Below are 18,077 nucleotides of genomic sequence, written 5' to 3'. Positions count from 1 at the left end.
AGGGTTAATCTGGCGCTATCGCTATCTGATTTTCAGGCTTGATAGTGCCGCTGTTAAAATCCAACAAGTTGTTGATTGTTGTTGTGGCAATTTCTGTCAGGGCTTCTTCGGTGAAAAAGCCCTGATGACCTGTTATCACTACATTGGGAAAGGTTAACAACCGTTGAAACACGTCGTCCTGAATAATTTCGCCAGATAAGTCGTTAAAAAATAACTCTGATTCCATTTCATAGACATCTAACGCCAGGCCTCCTAATTTTTTCGATTTCAGGGCACCGATCACCGCTTTGGTATCCACCAGTCCACCGCGCGAAGTGTTGATGAGGATTGCGCCAGGTTTCATTTTTTCGATGGCACTGTCGTTAATCAGGTGCTGTGTCTCAGGCGTTAACGGGCAGTGCAGACTGATAATATCACAAGCGGATAACAAGCTTTGCAGTGGCTCGTAACGTGCCCCGCTTTGTAACACGATTTCTGATTGTATCGGGTCGTGGCACAGTAGTTTACAACCGAAACCTGCAAAAATACGCACTACAGCCTGCCCAATTTTACCTGTGCCGATGATGCCCACAGTTTTTCCGGAAAGGTTAAAGCCCAACAATCCCTGCAGTGAAAAGTTATTTTCTTTTACCCGATTGTAGGCTTTGTGAGTTTTCCGGTTCAGTGTGAGTAATAATGCCAGGGTATGTTCCGCAACCGACTCCGGTGCATAGGCCGGTACCCGGGTAATGGTTTGACCAAGCTTTGCGGCCTGCTGAAGAGCTACGTTGTTAAAGCCCGCACAACGTAAACTAATGTGCAAAATCCCGAAGCTTTTTAAGGTTTTCAGTACCGCTTTAGACAAGTTGTCATTTACAAAACAGTTAACAGCATCAAAACCGTCAGCAAGGGCAACAGTCTCAGGGCTTAATGCCGTTTCAAAAAATGTGAACTCAATAGCCGTGTCTATGGCGTGTTTCTGCAAAAACCATTGATCGTACGATTTTGCGCTAAACACGGCTACTTTCATCGTTTTCATTCCATGTATTTTGTTGCCTTTATCATCAGGCTTTAATGGCGGCTTCTATGTCTGATTTGATACTTTCGGGTTTTGTGTTGGGCGCGTAGCGTTTAATCGGCAGGCCATCTTTGCCAATCAGAAATTTGGTGAAGTTCCACTTTATGCTTTTACTGCCCATTAATCCCGGGGCTTCAGACTTGAGGTAGTCAAACACCGGAGCGGCATTTTTGCCATTGACTTCCAGTTTTTGAAACAGGGGAAACTTCACGCCAAAGTTGATACTGCAGAACTGCTCTATCTGTTCATTATCACCTGGTTCCTGATGACCAAACTGATCACAAGGAAATGCCAAAACTTCAAAATCTTCCCGGCTGTATTCATCATACAGGGCCTGTAAGCCATCATATTGCGGGGTGAAACCACATTTGCTGGCGGTGTTTACAATCAATACAACCTTTCCTTGATATTGTGCCAGGTTGATGTCTTCACCTTTATTATTTTTAACTGTGAATTGGTAAATGTTATCTGCCACGAGAGGCTCCTCGATGTTGTCATAGAATCAAGCATAGCGTTTTTATTGGCGCTGTGCAGCGTAAATTTTTCCGCTTGAACTACAGGTGTTATTTAACGCAGAATGCGTCCTCGATGAAAAATTACAATATCCGGGTAGTTGAAAATGAGAAATGTTGCCTTTTTAGGTCTGGGCGTTATGGGCTATCCCATGGCGGGACACTTAGCCAAAGCGGGTTTTAATGTCACTGTCTATAACCGCACACCAGGAAAAGCTGAACGCTGGTGTCAGGAATACAATGGTACTGCTGTTACGACACCTGAAGAGGCCGCAAAAATGGCAGATATCATTTGTGTCTGTGTTGGCAACGACAATGACTTACGTCAGGTGATAATGGGTGACAATGGTGTTGTAAAAGGCATTCGGGAAAACACTATTGTCATTGATCACACCACCACCTCTGCCGAAGTGGCTAGCGAAATGGCACAAGAATTAGCGAACAAGCAGGTGGCTTTTTTAGATGGTCCGGTTTCCGGCGGCCAGGCCGGTGCAGAAAATGGAAAACTGACGGTTATGTTGGGTGGAAAAGCGTCTGTGTATGAGCAGGTAACGGAGGTGTTGGATGCCTATTCGCAATATCATCGACTACTAGGGGATGTGGGTGCCGGACAAAAGGCTAAAATGATGAACCAAATTTGTATTGCCGGCGTGGTTCAGGGCCTGGCTGAAGCATTGGCATTTGGTCAAAATGCCGGTATGGATTGCGAAGCCGTGGTTGATGTTATTTCCCGGGGGGGCTGCGCAATCCTGGCAAATGCAAAACAGACATAAAACCATGTTGCAGGATCAATTTGATTTCGGGTTTGCTATCGACTGGATGCGTAAAGATCTGGGGATAGCACTACAGGAAGCAGGGCGCAATGGCAGTAGTTTACCGCTGACAGCACTGGTGGATCAGTTTTATGCCGACGTCCAAAACATGGGTGGTGGCCGTTGGGACACTTCGGCGTTGCTAAAGCGGTTGACTAAATAAGCTAAAAAAGCGGTGCTGATGCACCGCTTTTTCGATTTATCTGGTATTAGGATCGTACATCCACTGGTGACCTTCGTATTTAATCCGGGCCCGCGGATATTCCCGATCTGCTTTCCACGAACGGTTGTTGAGTCGTACCACCACGCCCGGGTAAATCTTATTTTTTGCTTCCAGGCCAATAACTTCGACATATTCTTCTTTGGCTTTTTTAATTTCGATGATTTTTTCTTGCAGCCACTCTAAGGTTTTTTTCTCATTATTGAACAGGTGAATTGCTTCGTTCACTCTGTCGGCCAGTTGCCTTGGAATTTTTTTGCTTTTGATAAAATTAATTTTGTCTTCGTGGCTCTTGTTGTTTTGTTGCAGTTGCAGCCACAATTCATCCAGTTGATCTTTTTTCTCCATCAACTGGTTAAAGCCACCACTGAAATCAATGGACAGGGCACTGCCGGATACGGCGCCTAACGTGCCTGCTGAAATTTTGCCATAACATTCAATTTTACAGGCGAACAGGTTGCCATTTGGATTATTGATGGGGCCGGCAGTGACAGTGCCACGACAATTGATTTTACTGTAAGCCAGTTGTCGCCCCACAGTAACGTTGCCATTGCAACGAATATCAAGGCCTTGTCCATGGGCCACATGCACACTGCCTCCGGCTTCCAGTATGGTACTGTAATCGTCGGACGCTTCCTGATGCTTACCGGTTGCCCCTTCGGTGATAATTATATCGCCGCCGGCCTGAATAAATGCTGATTCAACAAAGCCATTAATGGTGATATCGCCGGTGGCGATGATTTGCATTTTTTCTGTGACATCGCCGTTAACCAAAACTGCGCCATCATAATTGACATTACCGGTTCCGACATTAACCCCTTTGCAGATAAAGGTGTCATCTACCCACATGCGATCCTGTTTGAATTTCGGCATGCCGTTTATTTCGGCGATCAATAGGTTTTCATCATCCGGGCTGATTTCAGTTCCCGAACCTGGTTTGAAACTGACCCAGGTGCCCGCTACAGGTTCTAACGGTGTGCCGGTAACTGTATAACCCTTTCGCCCTTCAGTGGGTTGTGCCCGTCTGGCCACAGGCGTCCCGGCTTTTACGCAAATAATATCGCCCAGATCGCGCATATCAACGCGTCCGTCTTTTTCTTTGGGCTTGAGAATGCGCTCCAGTGCATTTTCGACCAATGCTTTTACCCGGGAGTTTTTACCATTTCTGGCCGGTAATCCCATTGCAACAACATCATCCAGTACCGTGCCTGGAGGGGATTTTCTGGCTTCATCTGCCATCTCTACCAGCTTTTTCTTGCTCAGTCCGCGCACAATGCCCAGTTTTTTGGCCTGAGTTTGCAGGGCTTTAACCGAGGCTTGTTTGCCTGCCCAGGCCGACGTGATTACCAGATTTACCCGCATTTCGTCTTCAGATAGCCGAAAGTTGACTTGCGCGTCGCGTCTTTCACCAATGCGTTCTGTGATGGGGTCTGAGGTATCTACGCGTTGTGCGTTTTTAAATGTAGCAACAGCGGCAGCAATAGCTTCTTCAAAGATATAGAAGGTGTTGTATTCGCTACTTTTGACGAATGACATTATCGACTTCTCTTCCAGACGGCCTTCTATTTCTGATGGCATCAGCATCAGGTCAAGATACTCGTCGGTTGGGTCGATTTCTAAATAAATTCCATTCATTTGTTGTACCGCAGTGCTTTTATAATTTTAGAGTGACAGCTGACAGGATATCAGGCATCAAATGTTACCAACATATCGGCAATGTTTGGTAAAACTCAAGATTACAGCTGTTGAGCGTACTGATACAAGTCTTTTAGCAATCTTAATTTTTGTGGTTGCTGGCTATTTTCAGCGACCAATTGTTCCACTTCAAGCAGGTAATCGTTAAGTGTCAGGCTGGCTGGCGAACCGGGGTCGGTCAGTCGGTATTGGCGGTGCCGTTGCCATTTATCCAGTTCCTCAGCGTTAAACAAATTAGGATAGTTTCTGCCGCGATATCTGAACAACAGAGTATTGAGTCTGGGGTCGCTAAATTTCCCGGCAAATTTATCCAGCGACGCCGGTGCCGTATCCAGAAGTTGCTGGCAAAGTTGTTGATCTGCGTCGCTTAAAAACCCGCCACTGTATAAGGCGTGATCCGGGTCCTGCTGCGGGTTTTCTGAACCCTCGTAGAGTGCGGAGATCTTTTGCTCCAGACCCACTTGTTGCTGTATGAACTTCAGGTTCGAGAGGCATTGTTCCCGATCGATTCCCAGACGCTGGGCGTTCTCTTCCGTCAGCGTTTTGGCCGGGGCCACCACAGGACATTTGTTCAGATGAATGAGCTTTATCGGCAAGCGCGCCTCGCCCGGCGATAACTCATCGCTGCGCAGGTACATTTTGGCCTTTAATTCCTCAATGCTGAGTTCTGCCAACGGCTCAACCGGCAGGGCAAGGTTGATGCAGATAATGGCATTTTTATTGGTAGGATGAGGACAAAGCGGGGCAATCCAGGTGCAACAGCCGTGTTCAGAGGGCAACTTAGACGAAATGTGTACCAGCGGTGTTTTTAAGGCGGTATTAAAGTATCCGGCGACTTTGTTTTTCGCTCTGATGGAAAACAAAAACTCGTAGAGTTTGGGTTGCTTCTCTTTGATCAGTCTGGCCAGGCCAATTGTGGCGTAAACGTCAGACAAGGCGTCATGGGCGGATTCGTGTGCTATACCATTGGCTTTCGACAGAAGCTCCAGCTTAAAGGTGGGTTTGCCGTCATCATTGAATACCCAGTTAATACCTTCCGGTCGCAGTGCATAACAGGCTCTAACCATATCGATGATATCCCAACGGCTGTTGCCATTTTGCCATTCACGCGCATAAGGATTGAAAAAATTGCGATACAGAGAAAAACGGGTCAGTTCGTCATCAAAGCGAATGTTGTTGTAGCCGGTAACACAGGTAAGAGGACGACTCATCTGTTGGTGAATTTTCGCCATGAATTGCGCTTCAATCATGCCGTCACGCAACGATTGTTGCGGGGTAATACCGGTGATTAAACAGGCTTGCGGATGAGGAAGATAATCGTTGGGTATCTGGCACATCCAGTTAATTGGATCTTCAATGGGGTTGAGCTCAAGATCGGTACGAATCGCAGCAAACTGACTGGGATGATCTTTATGAGGTTGAGCCCCCCAGCTTTCGTAATCGTGCCACAAAATGGAAGGTTGGGAATTTAACGCGTTGCTCACATTTAGCTGTCTGTAAGAATTCAAACATAAATTCAAACAAAAAAGCGCTTTCGAAGCAACTGATACTGCCCGGTTTACTGCTCTGTTATGGCGGTTTTAATGGGGCTGAGGTTTAGATTTCAGCCACATTGAACTATAACTTTAGCGAACAGTTAAATTGGAGAGTGTCATGAGTCATCATACCTATAAATTAATTGAGCTTACCGGCTCATCGCCTGAAGGTATGCAACAGGCGATAGAAAACGCCATCGCTAAGGCCAGTGAGACGGTGCACAATATGCGCTGGTTTGAAGTGACGGAAACCCGCGGTCACCTTGAGCAAGGAAAAGTGGCCCATTGGCAAGTGTCCCTTAAAGTGGGATTTACACTGGACTAATCAAAACCTGTATGAATATTGAAAAAATAGTTGTTATTCCCCGAAACTTGGGACTATCTTTACTGGTAAGGGAGTTAATCCCCGCTCCAATGCTTTACAGCGCTTAGAATCCATACTTATAAAAGGAGGCAGAATGGAGTCATTACAGGTTTGCGATTATATGAGTCGGCGTCCTGTTACGTTTACGACCGAAATGCCGGTTGCCGAAGCCGTCGAGAAGTTATTGCATAGCCATCAAACCGGGGGCCCGGTTGTTAACGAGAAAAAACAACTGGTGGGATTTTTATCTGAACAAGACTGTTTACGACAAATGATAGAGTCCAGTTACTATCGCGAGCAGGTGGCACGTGTAAAAGATATCATGATGAAAGACGTGTTATCGCTTAAACCCTATGCCTCAGTTTTAGAGGTTGCCCAGAAGATGATTTCTGAGAAACCCAAGGTATATCCGGTAGTTGACGACGATGGGGTATTATTGGGGAGTATTAGTCGTGCCCAGATACTCAATGCCATCGATATTCAGTTGCGGGATGGTTACAAGCACGCCGGTTAAACCCGGTGCAATAAAAAACTGGCAATAGCTGACGCAATTTTCTAGGATCTGTCGCTCTTTTAGTGACAGGTTTCTAGATTTTGCCCAAAGTACAGTCTTTCCAATATTTATCCAGTCAGATTGATGCGTGTCGCATCAGTGATAAACATTATTTCCGTCGAAACATAGAAAAGTTATCCGCGCCTGCTGACGGAGAGATTGATGTGCCGGATAAGTTACTGGCTGCCATCGTTAACAGCCAGCAATGGGTAAACCACAGACTGGAAAATCGTCCGGAGCTGAATTATCCGGAATTACCGGTATCACAACAAAAAGAGGAAATTTTAACTGCCTTGCAGCAGCATCAGGTGGTTATTGTGGCAGGGGAGACCGGCTCAGGTAAAACCACGCAGTTACCCAAAATATGCCTTGAGGCAGGGCTGGGTTGCAAAGGTCTGATAGGTCATACCCAACCACGCCGTCTGGCAGCCCGCAGTGTTGCCAGTCGCATTGCCGAGGAATTGCAATCGCCACTGGGGGAGACGGTAGGTTTTAAAATTCGCTTTACCGACCAGACATCAGAATCTTCCTACATTAAGTTGATGACAGACGGTATCCTGCTGGCAGAAATTCAGGAAGACCGGTTTCTGAGTAAATACGAAGTACTGATTATTGATGAAGCACACGAGCGCAGCCTCAATATTGATTTTATCCTGGGCTATTTGAAATCATTGCTGCCCAAAAGACCCGATCTGAAAGTCATCATCACTTCTGCCACTATCGATCCTGAGCGATTTTCCAAACACTTTAACAATGCCCCAATGATTCTGGTGGAAGGGCGAACTTACCCGGTCGAGGTCCGCTATCGCCCGCTGATGAATGAGCGCAACGAAACACGCGACCAACTGGAAGGTATTTTGGATGGGGTCAAAGAGCTTTCGAAGGCGGGGCGGGGCGATATCCTGGTCTTTTTAAGCGGCGAACGGGAAATACGCGATACCGCGGAGTTTCTGGCCAATGCGAAATTAAAACACACGGAAATTGTACCCCTGTATGCCAGGTTGTCTGCGTCAGAACAAAACCGAATATTTCAGCCTCATCACGGTCGACGAATTGTGCTGGCCACCAACGTCGCTGAAACCAGTTTAACCGTGCCTGGCATTCGCTATGTTATAGACACAGGGACCGCACGGATATCCCGTTACAGCTCGCGCAGTAAAGTGCAACGACTACCCATAGAACCTGTGTCCCAGGCCAGTGCTAATCAGCGCGCCGGACGATGTGGGCGCGTTGCAGAAGGTATCTGTATTCGCTTGTACGATGAAGATGATTATTTGCGTCGACCGGAGTTTACCGATCCGGAGATCCTGCGTACCAATCTGGCCTCAGTCATTTTGCAGTTAACGGCATTGCGGCTGGGTGATATTGAGCGGTTTCCATTTGTTCAGCCACCGCAATCCCGAGATATTACTGCCGGGATCAAAATGCTGGAAGAGTTGCAGGCTGTCAGCAAAGGTAAACGCGGAATGTTGACGCTGACCGCAATTGGACGGGCAATGTCCCGGTTACCGGTTGATCCGCGTTATTCACGTATGTTGGTGGAAGCTGACAAACTGGATACGCTAAACGAAATCATGATTATCGTGGCCGGATTGTCCATTCAGGACCCTCGGGAACGTCCTGCTGAATTTAAACAAAAGGCCGATGAACTGCACACTCAGTGGCTTGACAAAGAATCTGAGTTTGTCGCTTATTTAAACCTGTGGAAAGGGTTTCGCGAGCAACAGCGCAATATTTCTGGCAATCAGCTGCGCAAATGGTGCAAAGATCAGATGTTGAATTATCTGCGATTGCGGGAGTGGCAGGATATTGTTAGTCAGCTTAAACAGGCGTTTTCATCATTGGGGTGGGGGATTAAAAACCGTGCTGCAGATTTTGAAAGTGTTCATCGCTCATTGATCCCCGGCCTGTTAACCAATGCCGGATTTATGGAGCAAAATAAAGAATTTCTGGGAACCCGTAACAATAAGTTTGTGGTCTTTCCGGGATCAGCACTTTATAAAAAGCCACCTAAATGGTTGATCGCAGCTGAACTGGTTGAAACCAGTAAATTGTTTGCCAGAACTATAGCCAAAGTTGAGCCAAAGTGGTTAGAAGACGCGGGTAAACACCTGTGTAAATATCGCTATGCTGAACCATTCTGGAGCAAAAAGGCGGGCGCGGTTAAAGCAAAGGAGTCCGCCACCATGTTGGGGCTGCCAGTGGTGAATCAGCGCACTGTGCTGTACAGCAAAATCGACCCCGCCATCTGTCGGCAGTTGTTTATTATGGAAGCGCTGGTAAACGGTGACACTAAATTAAATTATCCGTTTCTGAGACTGAATCTGGAAAAAATCGCTGAAGTCGAAAATCTGGAAGAAAAAATTCGACGTCGGGATTTGTTAGTGGACGAACAGGTCCTGGTGGATTTTTACGACCAAAAGTTGCCTGAAAATATCTGCACCGAAGCGGACTTCAAAAAATGGTGGCAACGACAGGATAAAAATGAACAACAGCGTTGGCATCTGGTTAAAGAGGACTTGTTCAAAAATGACGCCAGTGATGCCGGAGAAAGTCACTTTCCGGATCAATGGCGTGCCGGGAACCTGGTGTTACCTCTGGAGTATGCATTTAACCCGGGTGCAGATGACGACGGGGTCAGTTTAAAAATACCCCTACCTCTTTTGAATCAGGTAACTGAAGAACGGTGCGACTGGCTGGTGCCAGGGTTAAGAGAAGAGCTGGCCATAACAATGATTAAATGGCTACCCAAACAACTACGTCGCAACTTTGTGCCCGCACCAGATTACGCCAAAGGGGCTATTAACGGTCTGGAGGTAGAAGGTGATTTTAAGAAAGCCTTTACTAAAAAGCTGACCAGGATGAGTGGCGTAGTATTGTCTGATGATGTCTGGGAAGGTTTATCATTGCCGGCACATTTGCAGTTTAATTTTAAATTATATGATGAAAACGATAAGTTTTTAGGGCAATCCAGAGATCTGACATCTCTGAAAACCCAGTTTAAAAAGCACCTGAGCAATACCCTCAAAGCTGTCGCGACCCCTGACCTCGAGCGGAAAGACATACAGAGCTGGGATTTTGATGATTTACCTGCCCAGTGGACCAATAAAGATGCCGCTTATACGGTGAAGGCCTATCCCGCCCTTGTCAAAGAAGGTAACAAGGTTCACCTGAAATTGTTTGATGACGCTCACAAGGCTGCTCGTTCACACCAACAAGGTGTAAGACAACTGCTGATTAAACAATTGCCATCACCAATTAAATATCTGCAAGACAAACTACCTAACAAATCTAAATTGGGCCTGTACTTCAATCCGTTTGGTCAAATCAGGGCGCTGATCAGTGATTGCATTGATGCCGTTGTGGACGAAGCCATACAAAACTCAACTTATGATTTGCGATCAGCGCATGGCTTTGAGCAATTGTGTCAGTCCCTGGCGGGCGAGTTAAACGATCAGGTACTGGACGTCGCCATTCAGGTAGAAAAAGGCCTTACCACGGCCCACGGTATAAGCAAAACCCTGAAAGGCAAAACACCGTTGAATATGATTAATGCTTTTGCCGATGTTAAAGGCCATTTAGCGTCATTAGTGTACCCCGGCTTTGTTGCTGATATTGGGGTTGAAAAGCTGAAAGACTGGAACCGCTATATTGAGGGGCTGGCAAGACGTCTGGAAAAAATTCCGGTGGACCCCATTCGGGATCGCAGTCAACAGTTACAGATTGAAAAAGTACAGCAGCGCTATGAGCAGGTGTTACAGAAATTTGCACGTGAAGTGAACGCACCAGAAGGTCTGGCAGATGTGCGTTGGCAGATTGAAGAGCTACGTATTTCACTTTTCGCTCAGCAACTGGGTACAAGTATGCCGATTTCATCTAAGAGGATCGAAAACTATTTAGACAAGTTCTAGTGATAGAGGTGCAGGCAACATTTTTTTTACATAGAATGATTCGCAGTTGCTGAGTTTGTTTGTTTTGTTCAATGGCAAAAAAGAAACAAACTCTGCGCTAACGGGAATGACTTCCCGGATAATAATAAAGTCGATGTTTCACTTAGCCAAGAGGTAACGCAATGCTGGGATACGACGACAAACGCGCTTTTTTCCGAATGATGATGAACTCTCCGTGTACGCTGTTAGTGAATGGCGATGGAGCCAAACAAAAGATCTCGGCCCTGTGTCGTGATATCAGTGCGACTGGTATGTCATTTGAAGTACCAGAAGCCTTGCAGGTTGGCGACGAAATGGAAGTGAATATTGAATCTACCAGTGATCAAATCTCTTCGTTGTGCGCTATTGTAAAGGTGGTCAGGCAGTTTGAAGAAAACGACAGTACTTTTGTGGTAGGTACCGAAGTTGTTCAGATGATGTAGCGTCAGTAATAATAACAACGGTTTCTTAGCTGCCCCTTAGACGCTACTTTACTGTAGTTGGGTGCATGTTCTCTCATATCTTCATGGAATTAGAATGTCAGATTACGCCAAAAAAGCCATAGTATCAGGAAAGGTTCAGGGCGTTTTTTATCGTGCCACCACACGTGAAAAAGCACTTTCACTCAATCTTAGCGGTTATGCTAAAAACTTACCTGATGGTTCTGTTGAGGTGTTCGCCCAGGGGGAGTCAACAGACATTGAAATGCTCATGGACTGGTTATGGAAGGGGTCTCCTGCCTCAGCTGTGAGTTCTGTGACGGTTTCTGATACGTCATTTTCCGACGCCCACACAACTTTTACTACCTGTTAAGAATGTCAAACGATGCAAATGCAGTTTTTGGATATTGATCCTGTTACGCAAACTTGTGATTTAAATTCCTGTGCTGCGCCCATTCCTGAAAAAGGTGAGGTGCTATGCCATGTAAAGGCATTTGGCATTAATCGAGCCGATTTATTGCAAAAGCAAGGAAAATATCCAGCACCGGCTGGCGCGAGCCAGATTCTCGGTATGGAAGTCGCAGGGGTGATTTGCGATGTGGGCGAGGGTGTCGATCGAGCACTGCAGGGCAAAACGGTTTGCGCTATGGTGACGGGCGGCGGGTATGCGCAATATGTTAGTTTTCCCGTGGAACACGCCATTCCAGTTTATGATGATATGGCCATGAGCCATGCGGCTGCGATACCCGAAGTTTTTCTGACCGCCTATCAGGCACTATTTACCATTGGACAACTTCAACCTGAACAAAAAGTATTGATACATGCCGGAGCGAGCGGTGTCGGCACAGCCGCGATTCAGTTGGCAAAGCAGGAGAGCGCTCAGGTAGCGGTGACGGCCTCCAATGATGTTAAGTTGCAGGCATGCGCTGATCTCGGAGCAGATATTCTGATTAACTATCGGCAAAATAACTTTGATGAGGTACTAAAAACGCAGGGCTTTAACGCTGATATTGTGGTGGACGTGGTGGCCAATGACTATACCGGCAAAAACCTGAATATACTCGCGGTGGATGGAAAAATTATTCAGTTAGCGATTCTGGGGGGACGCTACGTTGAACAACTGGATATGGCAAAAATGTTGGCAAAGCGAGCAAGTCTTATCGCCAGTACACTGCGCAATCGCAGTGATCACTATAAAACCCAATTAATCCAACACTTTGTACAGCGATATTCGGGGGCCTTACGCCGTGGCGCAATCCGGCCTGTGGTGGATCGGGTTTATTCCGTTGCCGATATAAATCTGGCTCATGAATACATGGCCAACAATAATAATATTGGCAAACTGGTAGTATGTTGGTAGCCGTACAGAGGGTCAGCTTTGTTCAGCCAGATAACCCTCATCCTGACGTTGATTGTCGTTTTCGGCTGCCTGACGTGCCAACTGGTCACAGCGTTCATTCTCGGGATGGCCAGAATGGCCTTTCACCCAATTCCATTGAATTGTATGTGGCTGACAAGCCGTATCTAAACGCTGCCATAAATCTTTGTTTTTAACCGGTTTTTTGCTTGCTGTTTTCCAGCCTTTGGCTTTCCAGCCCTTGAGCCAGGAAGTGATCCCTTGTCGGACATATTGACTGTCTGTGGTCAGGTTGACATTACAGCCGGTGTTAAGGGTTTCAAGTGCCACTATTGCAGCCAGTAGTTCCATGCGATTGTTGGTGGTCAACGCATAGCCTTTAGCCAGTTCTTTTCGGTTCTTTTTGTAAATCATTATTGCCCCATAGCCGCCCGGTCCTGGATTGCCCAGGCAGGAGCCATCGGTAAATATGGCAACATCTTTTTTAGTCATTGTTTTTTGTCTGTCTTTTTTAGCAGATCATAACCTGATTGTATTCATGCTGTCAGTCGTTGCGCTAAAATAAAGCTAAGCCCCTTGATTTATCCTTTCATCCTGGTGTTAGATCAGTGTATTGAGCTAGCGTCGTCAATGTATGGAGTTTTGATGCGTCAAATAGTATTAGATACAGAAACCACTGGTATAGATCCCAGACAGGGACATAAGGTAATTGAAATAGGCTGTGTAGAGCTGGTGAACCGCCGACTCACGGGCAATCATTATCACGTGTATATTAATCCTGAGCGCGTAGTGGAACAGGAAGCCATAGACGTCCACGGAATTACCAATGAGTTTCTGACCGATAAACCGGTATTCTCACAAGTTGTAGACGAGTTTTTAGAATATGTACGCGGTGCTCAACTGGTGATTCACAATGCACCGTTTGACATCGGGTTCCTAAATCACGAACTGGCTTCCCTGGCGACACATAAACAAATTAAAGTCGATCAAATTTGCTCGGTGTTAGATACCCTTGAGCTGGCCAGAAAGCTCCATCCCGGGCAAAAAAACAATCTGGATGCTTTGTGTCGTCGTTATGGCATAGATAACTCCCACCGTGAACTCCACGGCGCCTTGCTGGATTCCGAGATTCTGGCAGATGTTTATCTGCAAATGACCGGAGGGCAAACACGTCTTAACTTATCAGGTAATGACAAAAGTGGAGAAGACGACCTCAGTATTCGCCGGTTATCAGGGGAACGCAAACCATTAAAGATTATCAGGGCATCGGCCGATGAACTTAAACATCATGAAGAGAGACTCGATATCGTAGAAAAAGAAGGCGGAAAATGCCTTTGGAGAACAGGACTTTGATAACCCGATTTGTTGCTTTACTTTGTATTGTTTTACTTTCTGTGCCTCACAGTTATGGGCAGCAGAGGGCGGGTAATGCAACAGATCAGCAAAATACCATTGACAGAAGCCCGTTGGTGGAACTCGGTAACGACTATTACAACGGCATAAAATTGCTGCAGAATCGCTTTCGTATCGATTACAAGGTTGATGAAATTACTATGATCTTCTTTCGTAAGTTCGGCTCAACACCGGTGGTGTTAGTGCGGCCCGACGGCAGTAAGATTTTTCAGAATATGGCAGATGATCTGGATATCGTTTGGTACGACTCCCAAACCTACGACATGATCAAAATTAAAAATCCCACCCCAGGCCCATGGCAGGCAGTGGGACAAATTTTGCCTGACAGTCGGGTCATGGTGGTCAGTGATATTCAACTGGAAACCAATCCACTGGCACCTATCATCTTTTCGGGTGAGATAATTAAGCAAACCGCCTACCTGACTAACGGTGGTCATGCAATTGATTACAATGAGTTTCGTGACGTAGTACAACTCACCATGGAGTTTAAGAGTACCAATAACCCCAGCTACAACAACTTTGGTGCTCAAACAGAACTGATAGCAACCTTTCAGGACGATGGCAAAGGGATGGACGAAAGGCCGTTGGATGGCACCTTTACCGGACAGTTTAATCTCAGAATAGCTTCAGGTGAATGGACCCCCATTTTTACAATAGTGACCCCCATGTTTACCCGTCAAAAGGTGGGTGAAAATATCCTGTTGCTGGATAATCCCATTTCTATCGATGTTGAGCTGGATGAAGAAGGAGACGGTTTTCACCTTCTGAAAGTCGATGCAGACAGAAAAACCGTCGATATGTCCAGTTTACTGGTGGATGGTAAGGTGCGGTTCCTCAATGGCGATGTACAAAATTTCTCGATTACTGATATTACCGACAAAATAAGAACTCATGAAATTGTAAATTTTGAATACGGTGTATTCAGGGTCAAGTTAACGGCTTACGGCAACACGGTCGATGGGCGTGATTTTATTCTGGACGTGCCCGAATACACCTTCGTATTTGAAGAACCATTGTTAGAAACCAATCTGGAAGATTTAGACGCATTGCCTGAAGATGCACAATCGGCAGAAGCCCTGGCACTGCAGGAGTTAGAAAAGTTAAAAGCCGCGCCTGTGGAAGAGGAAGGTATGCCGCGCTCACAGCTCATGGCAATCGTGGTGGGGGCTAATTTGTTTATTGTGATATTTGGTGGCTTTATTTTGTGGTTTTTCCTGGGCAGAGGTAAAGCACCAAAAACAAAGAAACCAGTTGAGGTCGACAGGGCTGTACCCGAAACCAGCGGTGGTTCGTTTATGACAGAGCTGTTGGATAAGATAAAGTCCTTGCTACCCGGCAATAAAGGCAAAAGTGATGGTAAAAAACTAAAATCCGCGGATGATGCAACGGATTCCGGGATTATCGAACTGTCTATGCCTGACTAATAAACCGCCTCAAATTGGTGCTTATTTTGTCACTGAACAGAAATAAAACTGTAATCGTTTAAATAACAGTCTGTTAAAAGAAAATATCAAATAAAGTGGAAAAAAGCTGTTGACTCGACATACCTGAACCCGTATCATCTGCGCCGCGGTTGAGACAACGGGCTTGAAAAACAAGTAAGTTGTTGAAAGTAAAAAGATTTATTAAATCTTAATGCGGAGTGGTAGTTCAGTTGGTTAGAATACCGGCCTGTCACGCCGGGGGTCGCGGGTTCGAGTCCCGTCCACTCCGCCAATTTTACTTTCGTCTCGACTTCAAATTACATGCGGAGTGGTAGTTCAGTTGGTTAGAATACCGGCCTGTCACGCCGGGGGTCGCGGGTTCGAGTCCCGTCCACTCCGCCACTAATTTGAAAGCACATAAGCCACCTCAGGGTGGTTTTTTTGTGTCTGGGATTTTTCCCTACCTTTTTCCTCAACATCCATATCAACACATATCAAAGACAATACCGTAAGATACTATTACTGTTCAGGTTAGCTAAACAGGTTAAGTCGGAATTGAACTGCGCAGTTCTTAGAAAATTAAATTGGTGACGCTAATCTACATTGGAAGGTGGTCGCTTGTCACTGTGACCTAAATGACGATCCGGGGATATGATGTCCCTGACCAACTGCTTAAGTTCGGTAATATCAGGAAACCTTCCTTGTTCTTTTCGACACCAGACGATTTTACCATCAGCGATAACCTGAAACTTTCCACCCGTGGACGGGATAAGCGACAGTGCTGAAATTTCATCGGTAAAGGTGGTAAGTAACTCTTGGGCCATCCAGGCTGAGCGCATTAACCAGCGACATTGTGTGCAGTACATAATTTCAACTTTGTAAGACATACGTGTTCCTAATCGTTATTGCATCAGGTTTTAAACAGGCCAATTTCCCTTTGCTTCTGGTTGAGCCAGCTTGTGAATATTTGACTTCCTGAAAACTCAATGGTGTAGTCTTTTTCATCTGAAATAAAGACTAGTTGAGAACTTGTCATTCTAAATTATTCGATAATTTACCCAAATAGAAATTATTATCATTTATTATGATGTCACAGGTATGTTGATGTTGGCCGGTAACTGTTGGGTAAGATGCAATATACCTTGTATGTAATGAGTTACAGGATTCACCTCCGGGGAACATGAGCAATCAATATCACCGTGAACTTTACTTTTTCAGAGAATTACCGAGCAGATATGAAAACTAAATCAGATATTGGCCTTATTGGGCTGGCTGTGATGGGAGAAAACCTCATCCTAAATATGGCGAATAAAGGCTTCACCGTGACCGCCTACAATCGTTCGACTGACAAAGTCTCGCATTTTATCAATGGCCGGGCGAAAGGTTTAACTATTCGCGGTGCGGATAGCTTAGAGGCACTGGTTGATTCATTAGCAGTGCCGCGAAAAGTGATGTTGATGGTAAAGGCCGGCGCCGCGGTAGATGCTGTGATTGAGCAGTTGATCCCGTTGCTGGACGAAGGTGACATTATTATCGATGGCGGTAATACCTACTTCCCTGATACAAACCGTCGAGTTGCCTGGCTAAGAGAAAAAGGTATTCACTTTATTGGTACGGGGGTCTCTGGTGGTGAAGAAGGGGCTTTAACTGGCCCTTCAATTATGCCAGGTGGTGCAGTTGAGGCCTGGCCTGAGGTTAAACCAATATTTCAGTGCATTGCCGCGAAGGTCGAAGGGGATTTTCCTTGTTGTGACTGGGTGGGTGAAGATGGTGCCGGCCATTTTGTGAAAATGGTACACAATGGCATTGAGTACGGAGATATGCAGTTGATTTGTGAGGCGTACCAGCTCATGAAGCAATACGTAGGGTTAACCGCTGATGAAATTCACCAGGTGTTCGCGGAATGGAATAAAGGCGACCTGGACAGCTACCTGATGGAAATTAGCCGCGACATCATGGCATTTAAAGATACTGATGGCACACCGCTGGTCGAAAATATATTAGATACCGCAGGACAAAAAGGAACCGGCAAATGGACGTGTGTTGCTGCGCTGGAGTTGGGTGTGCCATTAACCCTGATTGGTGAAGCGGTATTCGCCAGATGCCTTTCCGCACAAAAAGATGAGCGCGTTGCTGCCGCAAAAATCATTTCTGGCCCTGAGTCAACATTTGATGGCGACCGACAGGCTTTCATAGAAGATCTACGCCAGGCTGTTTTTGCCGCCAAGATTGTAAGCTACGCACAAGGCTACGTATTGATGCGAGAAGCCGCTAAAGAACATGGCTGGCATCTCAATTATGGTGGAATAGCCATGATGTGGCGAGGCGGTTGTATAATCCGCTCAGCATTCCTGGGCAATATTAAAGAGGCTTTTGATAAGCAGCCCGGGCTTGCCAACCTGATGTTGGACAGTTATTTCAGTGAAAAATTACAAGCCGCTCAGGCGGGTTGGAGAAGAGTGGCGGCCGCTGCATTAATGAATGGTATTGCTGCCCCCACCATCAACTCAGCACTGAGTTATTTCGATGGCTACCGCAGTGAAAGATTGCCGGCAAACCTGTTGCAAGCACAACGTGATTACTTTGGTGCTCATACCTACGAGCGTCTGGACAAAAAACGTGGTGAGTATTTTCACACGAACTGGACCGGACGCGGTGGTGATACCGCGTCAACTACCTATGACGTATAAGGTTTCAGAGCGATAGATGATAGCCATACGGTGCCTGACAAAATGACAACTCAGTTGCAACAGGCGCCGGGCGATT

The 18,077-nt window shown here is 46.2% G+C and carries 15 protein-coding genes, 2 tRNA genes and 1 pseudogene; 12 read left to right on the top strand and 6 right to left on the bottom strand.

Going from position 1 to position 18,077, the window contains the following annotated elements; translation table 11 throughout:
* Positions 1-4: 4 nt before the first annotated feature.
* The gene (locus LJ740_RS03315; protein WP_229527629.1) at positions 5-1,009 is read right to left on the bottom strand and encodes a 2-hydroxyacid dehydrogenase; all 1,005 of its coding nucleotides are present in this window, start codon (positions 1,007-1,009) and stop codon (positions 5-7) included.
* 34 nt (positions 1,010-1,043) lie between these two features.
* Positions 1,044-1,532, bottom strand: a complete 489-nt coding sequence (locus tag LJ740_RS03310; RefSeq protein WP_229527628.1) for a glutathione peroxidase — start codon at positions 1,530-1,532, stop codon at positions 1,044-1,046.
* A 144-nt stretch (positions 1,533-1,676) separates the two neighbouring features.
* On the opposite strand from LJ740_RS03310, the pseudogene LJ740_RS03305 reads away from it, so the two are divergent.
* Positions 1,677-2,544: pseudogene (locus LJ740_RS03305) on the top strand (NAD(P)-dependent oxidoreductase).
* A 36-nt stretch (positions 2,545-2,580) separates the two neighbouring features.
* Here the strand turns inward: LJ740_RS03305 and LJ740_RS03300 are convergent.
* Together LJ740_RS03300 and sbcB are read right to left on the bottom strand one after the other, a co-directional pair.
* Positions 2,581-4,236, bottom strand: coding sequence for a DUF342 domain-containing protein (locus tag LJ740_RS03300; protein WP_229527627.1), 1,656 nt, complete (start codon positions 4,234-4,236; stop codon positions 2,581-2,583).
* Positions 4,237-4,337: 101 nt separating this feature from the next.
* On the bottom strand, positions 4,338-5,780 hold the full coding sequence (gene sbcB / locus LJ740_RS03295; protein ID WP_229527626.1) for an exodeoxyribonuclease I: 1,443 nt from the start codon (positions 5,778-5,780) through the stop codon (positions 4,338-4,340).
* A 169-nt stretch (positions 5,781-5,949) separates the two neighbouring features.
* Between sbcB and LJ740_RS03290 the strand changes: the two genes are divergently transcribed.
* From LJ740_RS03290 to LJ740_RS03265, 6 genes are all read left to right on the top strand, one after another.
* Positions 5,950-6,156 (top strand): dodecin, encoded by a 207-nt coding sequence (locus LJ740_RS03290; protein WP_229527625.1) that lies wholly within the window; start codon positions 5,950-5,952, stop codon positions 6,154-6,156.
* Between the two features lie 133 nt (positions 6,157-6,289).
* On the top strand, positions 6,290-6,709 hold the full coding sequence (locus tag LJ740_RS03285; protein WP_229527624.1) for a CBS domain-containing protein: 420 nt from the start codon (positions 6,290-6,292) through the stop codon (positions 6,707-6,709).
* Between the two features lie 80 nt (positions 6,710-6,789).
* The gene (gene hrpA / locus LJ740_RS03280) at positions 6,790-10,659 is read left to right on the top strand and encodes an ATP-dependent RNA helicase HrpA (RefSeq protein ID WP_229527623.1); all 3,870 of its coding nucleotides are present in this window, start codon (positions 6,790-6,792) and stop codon (positions 10,657-10,659) included.
* A 161-nt stretch (positions 10,660-10,820) separates the two neighbouring features.
* Positions 10,821-11,120 carry a PilZ domain-containing protein gene (locus LJ740_RS03275; RefSeq protein WP_229527622.1) on the top strand — a complete coding sequence of 100 codons (300 nt, stop codon included), beginning with the start codon at positions 10,821-10,823 and terminating at the stop codon, positions 11,118-11,120.
* A 94-nt stretch (positions 11,121-11,214) separates the two neighbouring features.
* On the top strand, positions 11,215-11,490 hold the full coding sequence (locus LJ740_RS03270; RefSeq protein WP_229527621.1) for an acylphosphatase: 276 nt from the start codon (positions 11,215-11,217) through the stop codon (positions 11,488-11,490).
* Positions 11,491-11,502: 12 nt separating this feature from the next.
* Positions 11,503-12,477, top strand: coding sequence for an NAD(P)H-quinone oxidoreductase (locus LJ740_RS03265; RefSeq protein ID WP_229527620.1), 975 nt, complete (start codon positions 11,503-11,505; stop codon positions 12,475-12,477).
* A 12-nt stretch (positions 12,478-12,489) separates the two neighbouring features.
* On the opposite strand, the gene rnhA is transcribed toward LJ740_RS03265, so the two are convergent.
* Complete coding sequence (gene rnhA, locus LJ740_RS03260; protein WP_229527619.1) at positions 12,490-12,966, bottom strand: ribonuclease HI; 477 nt, start codon at positions 12,964-12,966, stop codon at positions 12,490-12,492.
* 153 nt (positions 12,967-13,119) lie between these two features.
* Between rnhA and dnaQ the strand changes: the two genes are divergently transcribed.
* The 4 genes from dnaQ (at position 13,120) to LJ740_RS03240 (ending at position 15,713) form a co-directional block, all read left to right on the top strand.
* Positions 13,120-13,827: a DNA polymerase III subunit epsilon gene (dnaQ, locus tag LJ740_RS03255; protein ID WP_229527618.1), complete on the top strand. Its 708-nt coding sequence runs from the start codon at positions 13,120-13,122 to the stop codon at positions 13,825-13,827.
* Positions 13,809-15,311, top strand: coding sequence for a TIGR03503 family protein (locus LJ740_RS03250; protein WP_229527617.1), 1,503 nt, complete (start codon positions 13,809-13,811; stop codon positions 15,309-15,311). The genes dnaQ and LJ740_RS03250 overlap by 19 nt, the downstream gene beginning before the upstream one ends.
* A 215-nt stretch (positions 15,312-15,526) precedes the next feature.
* Positions 15,527-15,603 (top strand) — tRNA-Asp (locus tag LJ740_RS03245).
* Positions 15,604-15,636: 33 nt separating this feature from the next.
* A tRNA-Asp gene (locus LJ740_RS03240) sits at positions 15,637-15,713 on the top strand.
* 191 nt (positions 15,714-15,904) lie between these two features.
* Here LJ740_RS03240 and LJ740_RS03235 read toward each other — a convergent pair.
* Positions 15,905-16,198, bottom strand: coding sequence for a SelT/SelW/SelH family protein (locus LJ740_RS03235; protein ID WP_229527616.1), 294 nt, complete (start codon positions 16,196-16,198; stop codon positions 15,905-15,907).
* Between the two features lie 348 nt (positions 16,199-16,546).
* On the opposite strand from LJ740_RS03235, the gene gnd reads away from it, so the two are divergent.
* Positions 16,547-18,001 carry a decarboxylating NADP(+)-dependent phosphogluconate dehydrogenase gene (gene gnd / locus LJ740_RS03230; protein ID WP_229527615.1) on the top strand — a complete coding sequence of 485 codons (1,455 nt, stop codon included), beginning with the start codon at positions 16,547-16,549 and terminating at the stop codon, positions 17,999-18,001.
* Positions 18,002-18,077: the final 76 nt, after the last annotated feature.

The organism is Planctobacterium marinum (assembly GCF_020687805.1).
Taxonomy (GTDB): domain Bacteria; phylum Pseudomonadota; class Gammaproteobacteria; order Enterobacterales; family Alteromonadaceae; genus Planctobacterium; species Planctobacterium marinum.
Note: the sequence above shows the minus strand (reverse complement) of the source record. Positions and strands in the feature narration are given on the sequence as shown.

Excerpts from the sequence above, each read along its gene's own strand:
- rnhA (WP_229527619.1), bottom strand. The coding sequence starts at position 12,966 with ATGACTAAAAAAGATGTTGCCATATTTACCGATGGCTCCTGCCTGGGC.
- LJ740_RS03285 (WP_229527624.1), top strand. The coding sequence starts at position 6,290 with ATGGAGTCATTACAGGTTTGCGATTATATGAGTCGGCGTCCTGTTACG.
- LJ740_RS03315 (WP_229527629.1), bottom strand. The coding sequence starts at position 1,009 with ATGAAAGTAGCCGTGTTTAGCGCAAAATCGTACGATCAATGGTTTTTG.
- LJ740_RS03235 (WP_229527616.1), bottom strand. The coding sequence starts at position 16,198 with ATGTCTTACAAAGTTGAAATTATGTACTGCACACAATGTCGCTGGTTA.
- LJ740_RS03265 (WP_229527620.1), top strand. The coding sequence starts at position 11,503 with ATGCAAATGCAGTTTTTGGATATTGATCCTGTTACGCAAACTTGTGAT.
- LJ740_RS03300 (WP_229527627.1), bottom strand. The coding sequence starts at position 4,236 with ATGAATGGAATTTATTTAGAAATCGACCCAACCGACGAGTATCTTGAC.
- gnd (WP_229527615.1), top strand. The coding sequence starts at position 16,547 with ATGAAAACTAAATCAGATATTGGCCTTATTGGGCTGGCTGTGATGGGA.
- LJ740_RS03290 (WP_229527625.1), top strand. The coding sequence starts at position 5,950 with ATGAGTCATCATACCTATAAATTAATTGAGCTTACCGGCTCATCGCCT.
- LJ740_RS03270 (WP_229527621.1), top strand. The coding sequence starts at position 11,215 with ATGTCAGATTACGCCAAAAAAGCCATAGTATCAGGAAAGGTTCAGGGC.
- dnaQ (WP_229527618.1), top strand. The coding sequence starts at position 13,120 with ATGCGTCAAATAGTATTAGATACAGAAACCACTGGTATAGATCCCAGA.
- LJ740_RS03275 (WP_229527622.1), top strand. The coding sequence starts at position 10,821 with ATGCTGGGATACGACGACAAACGCGCTTTTTTCCGAATGATGATGAAC.